This window comes from Paenibacillus sp. GQ49, from assembly GCF_059759055.1.
Map to the genome: position 1 here is coordinate 191,286 of NZ_JCAXEL010000006.1, position 15,334 is coordinate 206,619.

Sequence of the window (15,334 nt, forward strand, 5' to 3'; positions counted from 1 at the left end):
TGGATTGCATCAAAAGAAAGCAAAAAGGAGCCTGTGCATGATGAGGGAGATGATCCCACATGCACAGGCTCCTTTTATTTGCATGAAAAAGATTGACTAAGTTGAGATGGCAGACTCAGGGTTAATTTATCGCGGAGCAAGGTAACCATACGCCTTAGCCGGAGAGTTCGCCTGAGGACGAAAATCTTCGCTCGGTTCATCCATAAATGCCGGGTTCACATATATGGAGTGTGCATCATTGCCAGATCCCTTGATGTAGGCAGCGATGCCGGAGTAGGCTTTATTTTTCCAAACCCACAGGGCATCTTCCTGCTCACCTGGTGAGTAATAGACATTATGGTCAAACACATTGCCGGTATTGCTAGTATATTCGTTGTATATCAGTACTTCCGAGTTGCCCGATACGAGAATGTTACGCATGAACGTATTGTTCTTTGTCCGTGACTGCATGAATAACTGTCCATTGCCTGCATTCAGGGTATCATTCCCCACAAGTGTATTGTACATAATCTTGCTATCCTCGGTAGCTCCTCGTTCCTCGTCATAACCTCCCATGGCAATACCCGTCAATCTGTTGGAATAAATCAGGTTATCACGCACAGTAATGTTGCTGGTTGAACGTCCGGCATGCTCCGAGGCAATCTCAATTCCGATATCGCTCCGATATACCCGGTTTTGGTCGATGATATGATCTTTCCCGCCATCTACATAGATGCCGCCAGCCGAGTTGGTATCATTGGGCAGGTCTTTACCGTAGGAGGGATTATTATTGGACGTAATATCGTATACTTCGTTGCCTCGTACAATGCCGTTCCGAGCCTGATCGTATGTATCATCCTCGGACGTACCCTCGTACCCGATCAGATCAATACCAATATTGTCGGAATCATGGATGATATTGTCCTGGATGGCAAAGGTATCAACATTACCGTTAACTGCGAGTGACTCGCTTGAACCAAGTGTAAGATCATACAATTCATTATCCTTGATGATGATATCGCGTAATGCTTGAGGGTGCTCTGTGCCATATATGGCAATACCGTGGGCATCCCTGCCCCGCAAATCGGGACCTTCAGGAGTTGCGTAACTAGCGATCGCGTGTATGGTGTTGCCTAACAGCTGAATATGCTCACCTGCTCCGTGGACATAGATCCCGGTTGGAACTTGGCCCCCAAGTGTGGTTGTGAAATTACGAATTTCGAGATTCTGAATCGTGATATAACTGGCATTTTCAATTTCAATTAACCCTTCAATGCCCCGGACAGATAAACCTTTACCATCAATGATAACCTGCTCCTGAGGATAACTTGAAAATAGGGTTGGATTAGCGGAAGAATTACCGCTCCTGGTGATTTTGACTTTCTGATGATAGACACCTTCACGCAAATAGATCGTGCTTCCTGGCGAAGCATGGTCGGCTGCGTGCTGCAACGTTTTCCACGGAGATTGAATGGTTCCTTTATTCGAGTCGTTTCCTTGGGGTGATATGTAATGGATGACCTGGGGATCAGACTTTTGAACAGAAACGGGTTCCTTCATGGCAGATGTATGATTCTGACAACCGGATACAAGCACCATCAGAATCGGAATCATAAGTATAACTACGCGAATCAAATCGTTTCCCCCTTGAATTTAGCTTTGAAGATCGATTATAGCAGATTTGAACGGGTTAATAACCCATGATATGCTCTTATAAAATCAGCGAGGAGACTGCTCATGAATACATTAACGATAGCTGAATTAGTAGATCGGGAGAATCACGCATGGGAAGAACTCAAAGAACTCCTGGATAGCGGTCAAAATACATATATGTATGTTCCAGCAAAACAAGAGGCTGGAGAGGATACCCTCTATCGTCTGCAAATAAGCACCAAATCCTATTTGGGGGCTGTTGCTTATGAGACAGAAGGTATTGTACTGGACCATGGCTGGATCACGCTGCTTGGGGCGGGTGGTGACAGTACATCGGGGAGTCTCACCAGTTGGAATGGTGTGAGTGAGCAACCTTGGGTAGATGTGCTGGAAGGTATGATGGTCGTTGCATATGATGCGGCAGGAGGTTTCTTCGGACTGGATACAGGCAAGTATGGCCGCACGGGACACATTTATTATTTTGCACCGGATACACTCGAATGGGAATCGACAGAACTGGCATATTCAGGTTTCATCAACTGGCTGGCGAATGGCGATCTGGAGCAGTTCTATCAGACCTTTCGCTGGAAAGGCTGGCAAGAGGATATGTCTCAGCTCCAGACAGGACAAGTATTCGCGTATTATCCACCACTTTGGACGCAGGAAGGTGACGGCGAGAGCAGCAGTAAAGCCCCAATTAGCATAATGGAGGCCTGGAAGTTCGCACTGGACGGGAAGTAGTTGGTATGTTGCTGTAGGAGGAAATCAGGAAATTAACCGGTAAGTTCAAGTTCATTGAGTGATCTACTTTAAAAAACGGCATTTCTGTTCCAAACTAAAAAAGGCTTGCGCTTGGCGCAAGCCTTTTTGTTATGAACTTTAAACCTCAATTGTCAATTGTCCAATGTAACAGGTTTAATGCCTGAGTGTGAAGTTCTGCTATGCCAGATGGTCAGCCCGAGTGAAACAACGCAGACGAGCAAGAGACAAGCATACACCACATGATAAGCTTGCTCGACCGAGACTCCCGGAATGCTGTGCAGCAGCAGCCCACACACGGCTACAGACACCGAACCACCGAAGAACTGAATCAGTTGTAACATGCCCATACCGGAACCGATTTGCGCTTTGGGCAGCACTCGTGACGCTTCATTATTCAGTGAAGCCATGGAGGCTGACAGTGCTGGTGAGAAAAAGAGATAACCACTTGTAATGATCAAGGCGGACTGATCCAGTCCGAGCATGAATAAAGCAAGTACCGCTGCGAGCAGGGTATGTCCGATGATCATAAATCGCATATTGCCATAACGGTCGATCCAGCGTCCAACAAAACGGGTGCAGAATGCTGCAACAATTGCCCCAGGAGCAATCAGCAAACCAATGGCGAGCGAAGAGCGTCCATATAAATCAGCGAGCACAAGTGGCATCAAAAACAGATTGCCCAGATTCACCACCAGCACGCAGAATCCGATAAGGATTAACCGGGTGTATCCTGGCGTTCGGAATACTTGTGGATTCACAAACGGAAGACTCGCTTTTCGAATATACAGGAGGTGTGCAACAAGTGAAATAACGCCCACGGCAAACCATAACCAGGATTGCTGGGTGATCGCGACGAGAAGTGTAGTGGCATTAATGACGGTTAGTATGGCACCAATAACATCGAACGGCTGATCTGTTTTGGCGGTTTCACGGGGGAGAAAATAGAGCAATACAGGCAGGGCGAGCAGGACAAGCACCGTTATGGCAAAAAGTCCGTTCCAGCCCCAGTACTCGCTAATGAGTCCGCCGACAATGGGGCCAAGTCCAAAAGCCATGGCGCTACCTGATGAGATCAGCGCGATGGCAGCTCCGCGTACTTCCACCGGGATGTAACGACTTGCAATGACGAGACCCAGCCCGGCCATAACTCCTGCACCCGCAGATTGCAGAATACGTGTCAGTAACAGGATTGCAAAGTTATGCGCGAACAACCCTAGCAATGAAGATAACCCCAGGATCAGAAGCCCGACCGTTAACAGTTTGCGTACCGAGATACGGTCTGACAATCGACTGTAAATCACCGTCGACAGGGCGTAACCAATCGAATAACTTGAGATGACCCAAGACCCCAGGTCCGAGGTGATCTGCAGATCATGAATAATGACTGGCAAAGAAACATTGAACATGGTGGTGTTCATCACAACGATGAACAAGCAGCACGTCCAGAGTGGCATGACAATTTTATCTTTCACGGTACCATTCCTGTCTTATCTATGAATGTGAATTCGGATTGAGCTTTGATGAAAATGTGATGAAAAGCAATATATCATTTTACACCCAAATTTATCATATGGCAATAATGTCATACTAATTCGTTCGGATGTGATGAGCATAGTAAGATTTTAATAATAAACAATAGACGGATTTCCTGAATTTAACTAAAATGATCATTGAACATACATAAGCAGATGGATCAGCGGTTAGGTAACTAGATATGTAAGTAATTAGCATGTTGAAAATGAAGGAGATTATACCCATGACTCACTTATTATTAATGTCCCACAGCGTATTTCCGACTCTGGATATGAAGCGAACCGCGCAGTATTATGAAGAAAAGATGGGCTTTCGGGTGGTCGAATATCTTGATGCCGCGGAACCTCATATCTGCCTGTATCGTGATCTTACCGAGATTATTTTAACCCAAAGCAATGGACAGAAGGTCATTCCCAACAGAGAATTATATGGGTATGGATATGATGCATATTTTATTACCAAGAACCAGGAAGAGCTTCAACAGGAATTGATCAACGCAAATGTGAAAATCGTACGTGTCCTCAATCATACAGACTATAATAACAAGGAGTTTGTGATCGAGGATATTGATGGAAGATGGATCGCTTTTGGCATTAAACAGGGGTAATTAGATACAGAAACAGGCGCTCCGATAACGGGCGCCTGTTTGTGCATGTTATAACTGCAGATCTTACGCCGCAGTAACTTGTTTGCCGCGATTGCGAATCCACTTGATGACATCCATCAGAATGACGGCAGCAAGAGCAAGTCCGCCTGCAATCAGGAACTCATTCCAGCCGAATGTATCCGGGATGGCGAAGACGCCGCGAATACCTGGAATCAGTGTGATTCCATAGAGACAGAGACATACCAGAATGGAGCCAAGCACGAATTTATTGGTCATAAAGCCCACCTGGAAGATGGTCTGTGTATTGGAACGTGCTGCAAATGTTTGCAGACTGCGTGCGAGAATCAAGGTTGTGAATGCCATAGCTACACTGATTTCCTCCGAGATGCCAAGTCCAATATATTGGGATACGATAACAGCCGCACCGATCAGGACACCACGTGTAATCACAGCTTGCAGGGTTCCACCTGCGAAGATCCCCTCGTTAATATCACGTGGTTTACGTCGCATGACATCTGGCTCGGGCTTCTCTGTACCCAAAGCAATGGCAGGCAGGGAGTCGTTCACCAGATTGATGAACAACAGCTGAAGGGCCGTAAATGGATTAACCCAGCCGACGATCAAGGCAAACAAAATGGCGATAATCGCGCCGAGGTTACCGGCGAACAGGTATGCGATGGCTTTTTTGATATTATCAAATACCATCCGCCCAACACTGACCGCATTCACGATGGAGACAAAGTTATCATCCGTCAGAATCATGGCAGCCGCATCCTTGGCGACATCTGTTCCGCTACCCATCGCTACGCCGATATCGGCTTGTTTCAGCGCTGGTGCGTCATTGACCCCATCTCCGGTCATCGCTGCAACTTTGCCTTTACGCTGCCATGCACGCACAATCCGGATTTTATTCTCAGGTGATACTCTGGCGTATACCGAGATGTGTTCGAGTTGTTGATCCAGCTCTTCATCAGACATTTTGTCCAGTTCGGCTCCGGTAATGGCGAGATCATCCGGTTCGGCAAGGCCGATATCCACACCGATCGCCTGAGCCGTCGTTTTGTGATCTCCGGTGATCATGATGGTGCGGATACCCGCTTTTTTGGACTCTTCAATAGAGCCGTATACCGCTTCACGCGGTGGGTCAATCATCGCTGTCAGACCAACAAGTGTCAGATCATGCTCGTCATCAATGGTGACCTGGTTTTTATCATCGAATTTTTTGTACGCGTAGGCCAGCACACGGAAGGCACGTTTGGAGAAGGCTTCATTTTTTTCTTCAAACTGTGTGCGAATCTCGGGTGTGAGGGGCTGAACCTCACCGTTGATAAACACATGACTACAGCGACTGAACAGCACATCCGGTCCACCTTTGGTCAGCAAAGCCGTCTGTCCCTCGAAGGTATGCACCGTACTCATGAGCTTTCGATCCGAGTCAAAAGGAAGCTCAGCTTCACGCGGGAACTGGTCACGGATTTCATTGTAATCCTTGTTCACCCGGTTGCTGAAGGCAATGAGGGCCACTTCGGTTGGATCACCCAGTTCCTTGCCTTCCTGGTTAATATTCGAATCATTGCAGAGCACTGCAATATGTAACAAACGCCGTTCCTCTTCCGACCACTGTTCGGGATCATCGGGGAATTCGTCCTTGGTGCCATGGGGAATGTAATAATCAACGACAGTCATCTTATTCTGAGTTAGTGTTCCTGTTTTATCCGTACAGATGATACTGGCAGAGCCGAGCGCTTCAACGGCAGGCAGTCTGCGAATGATCGCATGTTGTTTGGCCATCTTATTTGTTCCGAGTGACAATACGATAGTCACAATGGAGGACAACGCCTCAGGAATGGCAGCAACCGCAACAGCTACGGCAAACATCAATGCATTTACGATGGATGGTCCGATATTCTCCGTACCTTCGGTCAACCATACACGACCGGCTTCAATGCCAAAGATGAGAATCGACAAGCCCAGGATGAAAAAGCCCAGTTTTTTGCTGAATGATTCCAACTTGCGCTGTAATGGCGTGTTTTTGGCTTCGGCATTTTCAATCAATTCAGCAATTTTGCCGATTTCGGTTTTGAGAGCCGTTCCTGTAATGACTAGCATGCCCCGTCCATATACGACCAGTGAGCCACTGAAGGCCATATTGCGACGATCTCCAATAGGCGCTTCATCCGGAATGGCATCAGCGTGTTTCTCCGCAGCTTCGGATTCTCCGGTCAGCATGCCTTCGTTGATTTTCAGACTTCCTGATTCCAGAATACGCCCGTCTGCCGGGACATAATCACCTGCATCCAGCATAACAATATCACCGGGAACGAGTTCCCTCGCTGGAATGGTTTTTTTCTGCCCGTCACGAATGACCTTGGCTTCGGGTGCAGACATTTGTTTCAGCGCGTCGAGCGAGCTTTCGGCTTTTTTGGTCTGAACTACGCTGATTACTGCGTTGAGCAAAATAACCAGGAATATGATCAACGATTCAATCAGGTGTCCAAGGACAACCTGTACCGCGGCTGCAATCAGCAGCACGATGACCATCGGATCTTTAAAATTTTCGAGGAACAGTTTCCAGACGGGTGTTGCATCTTTACCTTTTAACTCGTTATATCCTTCCGTTTCAATTCTCTTGGCAGCTTCGGAGGTCGTGAGTCCCTTGGAGGAACTCTGTACATCCTGAAGGGTTTCCTCCGCACTGTGTCTGTAATGTTGCAATTGACCAGCTCCTTGAATATTAGATTTCTCTGTGTATTACCCTTACGGGCAAAATCTAGAATCGTTTCATTTTCGTATTTTTTTAAGATTATGGATTTATACGTTTTTTAGCTGTACACAGTATTTTTCATAATGATCCGAGATATGCCTTTTTTCGAATGTTATTATTTCCAGTCAGTTTGGATGATAGTCTGAAGAACCATATATAGATGTTGGATCAGAAACTGTGTGCACCATCACACTAGCTCATATCAGGGTCTGTTACGCTATTCCATAACGAACTGCGTTTTAATCTAAGTTTGGAGGGGAAACCATATGTTTTGTTATCAGTGCGAACAGACGCCGAGTGGCGGGTGTACCGTGGTAGGGGTATGCGGCAAAAACGAAACAATCGCAAGTTTGCAGGATACGATGATTTTTGCGTTAAAAGGCATCGCTGCTTATGCGACACATGCACGCCAGTTGGGATATTCTGATCCTGAGGTGGATCGGATTACACATGAGGCATTATATATGACATTAACGAACTCGAATTTTAATGTACAGGAACATCTGGAGATGGCGATGAAGGTAGGTAATGCAGCAATCCGCATTATGGATGTGCTGGATCGTGCGCACACGGACCGCTTTGGTGTACCGCAACCGATTACGGTTAGCCAGAACCAGATTGAAGGACAGTGCATCGTGGTGACGGGACATAATCTGTATGCATTGGAGGAGTTGCTTCGTCAAACTGAGGGGAAAGGAATCAACATCTACACCCACTCGGAAATGTTGCCTGCGCACGGTTATCCGGCGCTGAAGAAATACGCCCATCTCAAGGGCAATATCGGCAAAGCCTGGTACGATCAGAGAAGACTTTTTGAACAATTCCCGGGTGCTATTCTTGCAACGACCAACTGTGTCATGCCGATCAAAGGCACATATGCAGACCGCTTTTTCTCGTACGAAGTGGCTGGTCTGGAGGGTGTGGCCAAGATTATGGATGATGACTTCACCCCTCTGATTGAACGTGCATTGTCACTGCCTGCGGCTAATGTACAGTCAGAGCAAGTCTTGACGACAGGATACCATCATGAGACCGTGATTGGGCTTGCGCCCGAGATTATTCAAGCGGTGAAAGACGGTCATATTCGTCGATTCTTCGTTATTGCAGGTTGTGATGCGCCAGGGAAAGGTGGCAACTACTATCGTGAACTCGCGACATCCTTGCCGAATGATACTGTAATTCTGACGACGTCCTGTGGCAAGTTCCGCTTCAACGATGTGGATTATGGTACGGTTGGAGACACGGGTATACCGCGTTATATCGATCTGGGTCAATGCAACAATTCCGGTTCTACGGTGAAAATTGCAATGGCTTTGGCGGACGCTTTTGGCTGTACTGTGAACGAGTTACCTGTCAGCATTGTGCTATCCTGGTTTGAGCAAAAAGCAGTTGCAATCCTGCTTGGCCTGTTCAGCCTTGGCATTCAGGACATTCGAATTGGACCAAAACCGCCTGAGTTCATATCGGAAGGTGTCTTGGATGTACTCGTGGATATGTTTGGTCTCAAGTTAATTACAACAGCAGAAGAAGATATGAACGCCATGTTGGCACTGTCATAGGGGGTTCCGTCAGTCTGTTGGACATTCCGTTCTACAATAGAAGAGGGAACCTTCAATATGTTGCATACTTATATTGAAGAACAGCCAACCGCAAAAGCGTGTAAGCGAGGCATAATCTTAGTGATAGGCATGGCATTGAAATCATTTTCCATGTGAAACTGGCAAACGTGAAGAGGGCTATCCTATAAGTCATATCATGACTTATAGGATAGCCCTCTGTTCTCGTTTAACGGATCAAGCAAGTTATTAAATGAAATATATAGGGTTGCTACGATCCATCTCACTGTGCCTGGAATTTGTAGCCGATCCCGCGAACGGTGATAATGTATCGATGGGTACTGGAGGTATCCTCAATTTTGCGTCTCAGGTGATGAAGATGCACCATGACCGTGCGAACATCACTCCAGTTATCCAGCCCCCATATGCGTTCAAATAAGTAGTCTGTACTGAAAACGTGCCCTGGGCGACTTGCCATGAGGAACAGGAGTTGCAGCTCTTTAGCAGGTAAACTGATCTCTTTGCCGTTGACCCGGACTTCAAAGCGGTCAAAATGCAGATCGAGCCAGCCGTCACGCCATACGTTCTCGCCAGTGGCAACCATGTTTTCGGATGTGGAGGGTACAGGTCGTAGTCTTTTTTTGACCCTGGCGACCATAATATCCGGATCGAACGGTTTGGTTATATAATCATCCCCCAGTTCCAGTCCCTGAACGATATCCTCGGTTTCCTGCCGGCTGCTGAGAAAAATGACAGGCACATCAGCGCTCTTCCGAAGCCCTCGTATCCAGTCGGTGCCTGTTCCGTCAGGCAGCATGATATCACACAAAATGAGATCAGGGCGTCGCTGTTCCAGCAGCTTCGTAGCTTCCTCAAGATTATGCGCTACATGAGTTATGTAGTTCTGATTATGTAAATAAATCGTGACCAGATCTGCGATATCGATATCATCCTCAACAACTAGAATGCGGCGGCGCTCCTCAATGTATGTCATCTTCCTGCAATCTTCCTCTCCAGGCGGGTAACCGAAAACAGAACTGACTGCCTGAACCTGGCTCACTGGTTACCCCAATCTCTCCATTGTGATAATACATAATTTCTTTGCAGATGGCGAGTCCCAGCCCTGAGCCTCTGTGATCAACTCCAAGCTGCTGACTAGCTTGTTCAAAACGTTCAAAGATTCGTTCCTGCCACTCCGGCGGAATGCCCGTACCCGTATCCTCAACACAGATGCAGGCGGTCCAGCCTGTTTCCGTTAAGGGTGTTTCCTCAAGATGAAGACGCACACAGATCGTCCCGGACTGAGGTGTGAATCGCAGTGCGTTTGATATCAGATTGGACAGCACCTGTTCGATTCGAATAGGGTCCAGTTGCACGATCCAACCCTCGGAGTCCTTGTCCCCGAAGTTTGATTCCACAGGCAGATTCAGACGGTAATGGATACCTTGCGTCTCTACGTCTGCTTCATATTTCTGGAACAACTCCTGCATGAATGAGAGCAAATCAACGTCCTGCATTTGAAACTGAACCTGGTTGGTTTCCAGCTTCGTAAGCTCAATCAGATCATGAATCATTCGTTCGAGTAGCAGGGAACGTGTGTAGATCCGGTTCACATACTTAGGAGCTTCGGTCGTAATGATGCCATCTCGCAATGCTTTGGCGAAACCCTTAATGGATGTGATCGGTGTGCTCAGCTCATGAGAGATGTTAGACAGGAGCCGGACACGGAACAGTTCGAATTCAGCCATCTTCTGGTTGGCTTCCTGAAGCTCTGCATTGCTTAGCCGCAATGAGCGGGTTCGCTCATCCACGGTTTGTTCCAGCCGCTGGTTCGTTCGTTGAAGCTGGAGGGACAACTGTTCCTTTTGCCATAATGCTCGTGAGAAGCGGGAAGACAGATTATACGCCTGGGTTAACAGAAAAATAAGCAACCCGATGGAGAGCATGTCCTCTGTGGGCAAATGGACCGTGTAGAAGAGCATATCATTCAGGGCAAAGGCCATGAAAAACAGAAAACCGATCATACTGGTGACAGCACCCTTTCTCCGTTTGAACGCAGATCGGACATACATATAGAGTGTATAGATCAGTGAAGGAAACAGAGCCCCCCATGTAAAGGGTGTCAGAACATAAGTGTACACACGAGCCGGTGTGAGCAGGAATAACAGAATAAAGATCGGGAGAACAAGTCCGCCGATTTTAGACACGCAGGATACAGATTCCTCGGGATATTCCCTGTTAATAAACAGAATTAGCAATAATGCCGTCAGGGCGACGGATATGTATTCGGCTTTGACCGCCCATTCCCATGGGAGATCAGGTAGTAGATATAGCGCTGTCGACTCACCAAGCACAACGGTACGCACACCCACGGACAGACAGAGCAGACTGTACAGCAGGGCGGAAAATTCTTTTCTGCGGTTAAGATAGACCAGTCCGTAATATAACGCCATCACACCAAAAATCCCGACAATACCTGACTGCGCGGCGATATGAAGAATCCGTAGCCAGGAGATATTCTCCGCTGTTCCCAGATTCATGCTCTGCCAGATGCCTGCATTTCGCTGGGAGAAGTTGGACACTTGAATGACAATTTCGTTCAAACCAGGACGCGATTCGAAATAGATGACTTTGGGATAACTCTTGGGACTCTCAGAGAAACGATCCGTGCCAACAGTGCCATTGCCTCTTTGCAGTTGACCATTAATCCAGATTCGGTAAGCCGAGGCGATGCTCTTGGAATAAAGGGCAAGTGGTGGGCTGCTTGATCGTTCATCCGGAAGGAGGATGCGTAGTCTGTAGGTTGCATAGCCTTCATTGGGCAGAAATGAATCGTTGTCCTGTTTGTACGATGTCCAGGGCTCGGGTACTTGTTCAAAGGCAGGCACAGGTGGAGCAGAAGCGTAAAAATCAATCGGCTCCAGCAGTTGATGCCAGTAAAACTCCCATTCTCCATCCAAAGTCACATTGGGCAATATGGAGTAAGAACGATCAGACATATCCAGGATTCCGTGTTCTGCGGATATTAACGCCTGGGCTGTAGCTGCTGTTAATTGGGCTGTTTTTGATATTGATATATATATCATCAGAATTCCGGTAGCAATCACAAGCAGGAACAGGCTTCTCCGGAGAATAGTCCGTTTGCGGATGAGACTGCGAGCCGATGGGATAAGCTTCATCTAGGGTGACCTCCGGCCAGGGTAAGATCGTATATTTTTTATTATAGATGGATCCCCAGTTTGCAGAAAGAAGATTTTTGGCGAAATTTCCCGGACTTAAACAAAACTTAAACTAACGTGAGTACAATAGACCACATCACCTGTAGGGATAAAGGCCCGGTAATAGAAAGGGACATACTTATGAGTCACTATTTTGCTAAATGTTCAACCTATATGTACCAGCATAGATATATGGACTTTCTGCTGGCTCATTATAATGAATTAAATCTGCCCTATTCCTTTCCGACGACACTCAGCTATATATCCAGTCCACTGCTTATGGGTGGGGGGGCGATGTTATGTTTTGATGATGAGGATGAGGTAGCAGGTGCGTTTGGATATATTCATGGCACGGGAGAGCATGATTATGAGGATCGGCATGTGATTCAGCTTCAGGTGGCTTTCATTGTGCATGAGCACCGCCGAAGCAGGATTTTTATCGAGGGTCTTCAGCTCCTGGTGCAACACTTGGATGAATATGAGGATGAGGAACCTGTGCAGGAAATTCGGTTCTGGGCTCTCAGTGAAGAAGCCAACCACAGGTTATTCTCCAAAATTGCGCAGCAAGTTACAAGTACAATCCGTGAAGAAGGTGAACTGAATGCTTACGTTGTGAAGCTTGCGCAGCTTCGTTCATACCTCACTTCTTTTGAGCGAGACTTAAGGATGAAGGAGCAACATGGAAAGGTGGAGTCGTCTTGATGCTGCAACTTAAGGCTCACGATACGTTAAAAGACGAGGATTATGCCCGTTTTGCGCGGTTTTATCTGACAAACAGTGATGACTTCGATGAGCAATATATGCTGCATGATGCATTGCTCCATCTGATTAGTACGGTACAGAAAGCACATTTGCTTTTATTCGACGATGAGCAGGGGCAGTTGAGCGCGTTCATTCAGTATCGTTATACGGAAGACAGGAACACGGCATTCATTGATTCTGCCATATTGGCTGAAAAATATCGCAGCAGCAGAGTGTTTTTTGCAGGGCTTCGGGATGTGGTGTTATGGATCTGTGAGGAGAACCGTGATATTCAAACGCTGCAGTTCCATGCCGTTGCAGAGAACCGTTATATTAACAGGCTTTACAGCAAGTTCTCCAAACGGACGGATGTTCAGGTGCGAAACGGAAGAACAGAGCATGTCTATACGGCTGAACTGGATACCCTTCTGGCTTATCTGAAAATAATAACGTTCGATTCCGCAAAATTCAACGGGTGATCAGGAAAGGAGGTGAGCATGTCCATGATACCTATGTACCCAGGCATATACGGATCCAAGAATGGCAGCCGCATTTCGAAATTTGAAAATGTGCTGAAATTGAATGAACAATTGCGAGTGAACACCACTGCCGCGAAATAATCCCCCTTTTCCGCAAGCATTCTGTTTCCTGCTGAGGAACAAAATAGACCATGAGAAGGAGCAAGCCGACCACACATGTGTGATACGCTTGCTTCTTTTTTGGCTTTCGATAGTCAAAATCTTATGAAAGGAATGCAAAATGGTACAATGATAGAAATTCAAATGAAAGAAATTACAATCTTACATAGCGTATGGAAAGGATTAATCTTATGACGAACAATGCAGCATGGGTGGCGCAGTGGGCATCAACCGAACCTTTAACCCCGGCATGGATGACTGCGGGCAAAGTGCATTATTTTTCGAGTCCCTCCTTTATCCTCCTTATGGATGGAAAAGCCATCTGGAAACTAAATGGGCATCCAGTCGAAGTTTCTTATGGACAGCTTATTGCTTTAGAAGAAAATGTGGTTATTGAAGTAATGGAGGGAGGGCTTCAGGATCTGGCAGGGTGGCATATTCAGTTCCATACGTACACAATGCCTCAGAACCAACGAGAGATCGTGAAGCATTATTGGCATGTTCCTCACGGTACTGGATACCAGAAGGTACAACTGACCGGTGGAAGCTTAGGCAGCCTTAGCCAGCAGGTAAGCGGAGAAGTGTCTCAGAATCCACATGCAGTATGGGTTCGCAGACAACATCTGATTCATGAGTTGTTGGACCACCTGTACCAAGCTCAGCCGGACAAGATGCATACGACAGAAGAGAGCCTGCGTCGATCCGTTCATTACATGCAGCAGCATCATGATCAGGTGATCACACGCAAGCAGTTAGCCCAGATTTCAGGTATGAGCCCGTGGCATTATTCCCGCAAGTTTAGTGAATATTATGGAAAGCCGCCCCTCGATTTTCTGGCCTATTACCGAATCTATCGCGCACAGGAAGAGCTGGTGCTAACGTCAGCCACTTCACAGGTTATTGCCAAAAAACTAGGATTTGAAGATGCACATTATTTCAGTCGTCGTTTCAAGCAACTGACAGGCGTATCCCCAAGAGAATATGCACAGACGCTGCCAAATCGCAGGATAGTGTGCCTTTCCCCGCTTTTTGCTGAAGTCTTAATTCATTTGGGAATCATCCCAGAGGCGGTGATTGTAACCCCTTTGCTGTTGCCCGAGCACCAATATGAGCTGTTTCAAGCGCATCAGGTACAGATGCTGCAGGCTTCACCCTATGAAATGGATGTCGAGGCGATTCGGCACATGCAACCTGAGCTCCTGATTGGCAACGTGTGGTCTGACGAATACAGGCAGCAGTTACGCACAATTGCGCCATGGATCGGGGGAATGAATATGGAAATCGGAAGTGTGCTAAACGAATATTCAATCTGGTTTCACAAGCAAGAAGAGGGGAGACAGCTTCAACTCCGGATGACAAACGAAGTGGAGACTGCACGCCAGCAGTTGCAAAGTGTGATTGAATCTGGTGCAACCTTCATGGTATTGCGAGTTGAACCATTCGGGTATCGATATTTGGGGGGCCAGTCTGGCGGAGCATCCCGAATGCTGTATAGACAGCTTGGATTGTCTCTTCCAGACGCACTGATCGATGGTAAAGCGTGGTTCAATCCTTGTTCCCTTGACTTGCTGATGCAGGCTAATCCGGATTACTTGTTTGTGGAGAGGCGCGTCATGTTGCATTTTAATGTGGAAAATAGTATGAGGAATCTATTGGGCAGCAGTGTGTGGAAAGAATTAAAGGCAGTCCAGAGCCATCAGGTGTTCGATATAGATACCCGTCTGTGGGTAGAAGGTCGCGGGATTATAGGGCACTCATTGATCCTGAACGAAATTGTGAAATATGTAAATGGAAAAGCAGAGCACTAGAGCACAATAATCCAACTGAATACGCACGATATGCTATGGAAGCAACACTTCTTATTTGATAATATTTGATAATAA

The 15,334-nt window shown here is 46.9% G+C and carries 12 protein-coding genes; 7 read left to right on the forward strand and 5 right to left on the reverse strand.

Translation table 11 applies throughout. The annotated features are described in order from the left end of the window. Nucleotides 1-126: 126 nt before the first annotated feature. On the reverse strand, nucleotides 127-1,614 hold the full coding sequence (locus AC6CIF_RS13720; RefSeq protein WP_498200043.1) for a right-handed parallel beta-helix repeat-containing protein: 1,488 nt from the start codon (nucleotides 1,612-1,614) through the stop codon (nucleotides 127-129). 102 nt (nucleotides 1,615-1,716) lie between these two features. Here AC6CIF_RS13720 and AC6CIF_RS13725 point away from each other — a divergent pair, with 102 nt between their 5' ends. Beyond that, complete coding sequence (locus AC6CIF_RS13725; protein WP_498200044.1) at nucleotides 1,717-2,373, forward strand: DUF2625 domain-containing protein; 657 nt, start codon at nucleotides 1,717-1,719, stop codon at nucleotides 2,371-2,373. Between the two features lie 152 nt (nucleotides 2,374-2,525). Here the strand turns inward: AC6CIF_RS13725 and AC6CIF_RS13730 are convergent, their stop codons facing one another. Beyond that, nucleotides 2,526-3,866, reverse strand: coding sequence for an MFS transporter (locus tag AC6CIF_RS13730; RefSeq protein ID WP_498200045.1), 1,341 nt, complete (start codon nucleotides 3,864-3,866; stop codon nucleotides 2,526-2,528). Nucleotides 3,867-4,150: 284 nt separating this feature from the next. Here AC6CIF_RS13730 and AC6CIF_RS13735 point away from each other — a divergent pair, with 284 nt between their 5' ends. Then, nucleotides 4,151-4,534, forward strand: coding sequence for a VOC family protein (locus AC6CIF_RS13735; protein ID WP_498200046.1), 384 nt, complete (start codon nucleotides 4,151-4,153; stop codon nucleotides 4,532-4,534). Nucleotides 4,535-4,597: 63 nt separating this feature from the next. Here AC6CIF_RS13735 and AC6CIF_RS13740 read toward each other — a convergent pair whose 3' ends face one another. Next, a complete protein-coding gene (locus tag AC6CIF_RS13740) occupies nucleotides 4,598-7,249 on the reverse strand; it encodes a cation-translocating P-type ATPase (RefSeq protein WP_498200047.1) in 2,652 nt (883 codons plus the stop codon). A gap of 315 nt (nucleotides 7,250-7,564) precedes the next feature. On the opposite strand from AC6CIF_RS13740, the gene hcp reads away from it, so the two are divergent. Further along, nucleotides 7,565-8,857: a hydroxylamine reductase gene (gene hcp, locus AC6CIF_RS13745; protein ID WP_498200048.1), complete on the forward strand. Its 1,293-nt coding sequence runs from the start codon at nucleotides 7,565-7,567 to the stop codon at nucleotides 8,855-8,857. A gap of 280 nt (nucleotides 8,858-9,137) precedes the next feature. Here the strand turns inward: hcp and AC6CIF_RS13750 are convergent, their stop codons facing one another. Together AC6CIF_RS13750 and AC6CIF_RS13755 are read right to left on the reverse strand one after the other, a co-directional pair. Then, on the reverse strand, nucleotides 9,138-9,848 hold the full coding sequence (locus AC6CIF_RS13750; protein ID WP_076214072.1) for a response regulator transcription factor: 711 nt from the start codon (nucleotides 9,846-9,848) through the stop codon (nucleotides 9,138-9,140). Beyond that, nucleotides 9,835-12,033: an ATP-binding protein gene (locus AC6CIF_RS13755; protein WP_498200049.1), complete on the reverse strand. Its 2,199-nt coding sequence runs from the start codon at nucleotides 12,031-12,033 to the stop codon at nucleotides 9,835-9,837. Before AC6CIF_RS13755 ends, AC6CIF_RS13750 begins: the two co-directional genes overlap by 14 nt. 180 nt (nucleotides 12,034-12,213) lie before the next feature. On the opposite strand from AC6CIF_RS13755, the gene AC6CIF_RS13760 reads away from it, so the two are divergent. The 4 genes from AC6CIF_RS13760 to AC6CIF_RS13775 all read left to right on the forward strand — a co-directional run bounded on the left by AC6CIF_RS13760 (nucleotide 12,214) and on the right by AC6CIF_RS13775 (nucleotide 15,259). Beyond that, the gene (locus tag AC6CIF_RS13760) at nucleotides 12,214-12,774 is read left to right on the forward strand and encodes a hypothetical protein (RefSeq protein WP_076214075.1); all 561 of its coding nucleotides are present in this window, start codon (nucleotides 12,214-12,216) and stop codon (nucleotides 12,772-12,774) included. After that, the gene (locus AC6CIF_RS13765; RefSeq protein ID WP_498200050.1) at nucleotides 12,774-13,292 is read left to right on the forward strand and encodes a hypothetical protein; all 519 of its coding nucleotides are present in this window, start codon (nucleotides 12,774-12,776) and stop codon (nucleotides 13,290-13,292) included. The genes AC6CIF_RS13760 and AC6CIF_RS13765 overlap by 1 nt, the downstream gene beginning before the upstream one ends. A gap of 18 nt (nucleotides 13,293-13,310) precedes the next feature. Further along, nucleotides 13,311-13,433 (forward strand): hypothetical protein, encoded by a 123-nt coding sequence (locus AC6CIF_RS13770; protein ID WP_256704295.1) that lies wholly within the window; start codon nucleotides 13,311-13,313, stop codon nucleotides 13,431-13,433. 209 nt (nucleotides 13,434-13,642) lie between these two features. After that, complete coding sequence (locus tag AC6CIF_RS13775; RefSeq protein WP_498200051.1) at nucleotides 13,643-15,259, forward strand: helix-turn-helix domain-containing protein; 1,617 nt, start codon at nucleotides 13,643-13,645, stop codon at nucleotides 15,257-15,259. Nucleotides 15,260-15,334: the final 75 nt, after the last annotated feature.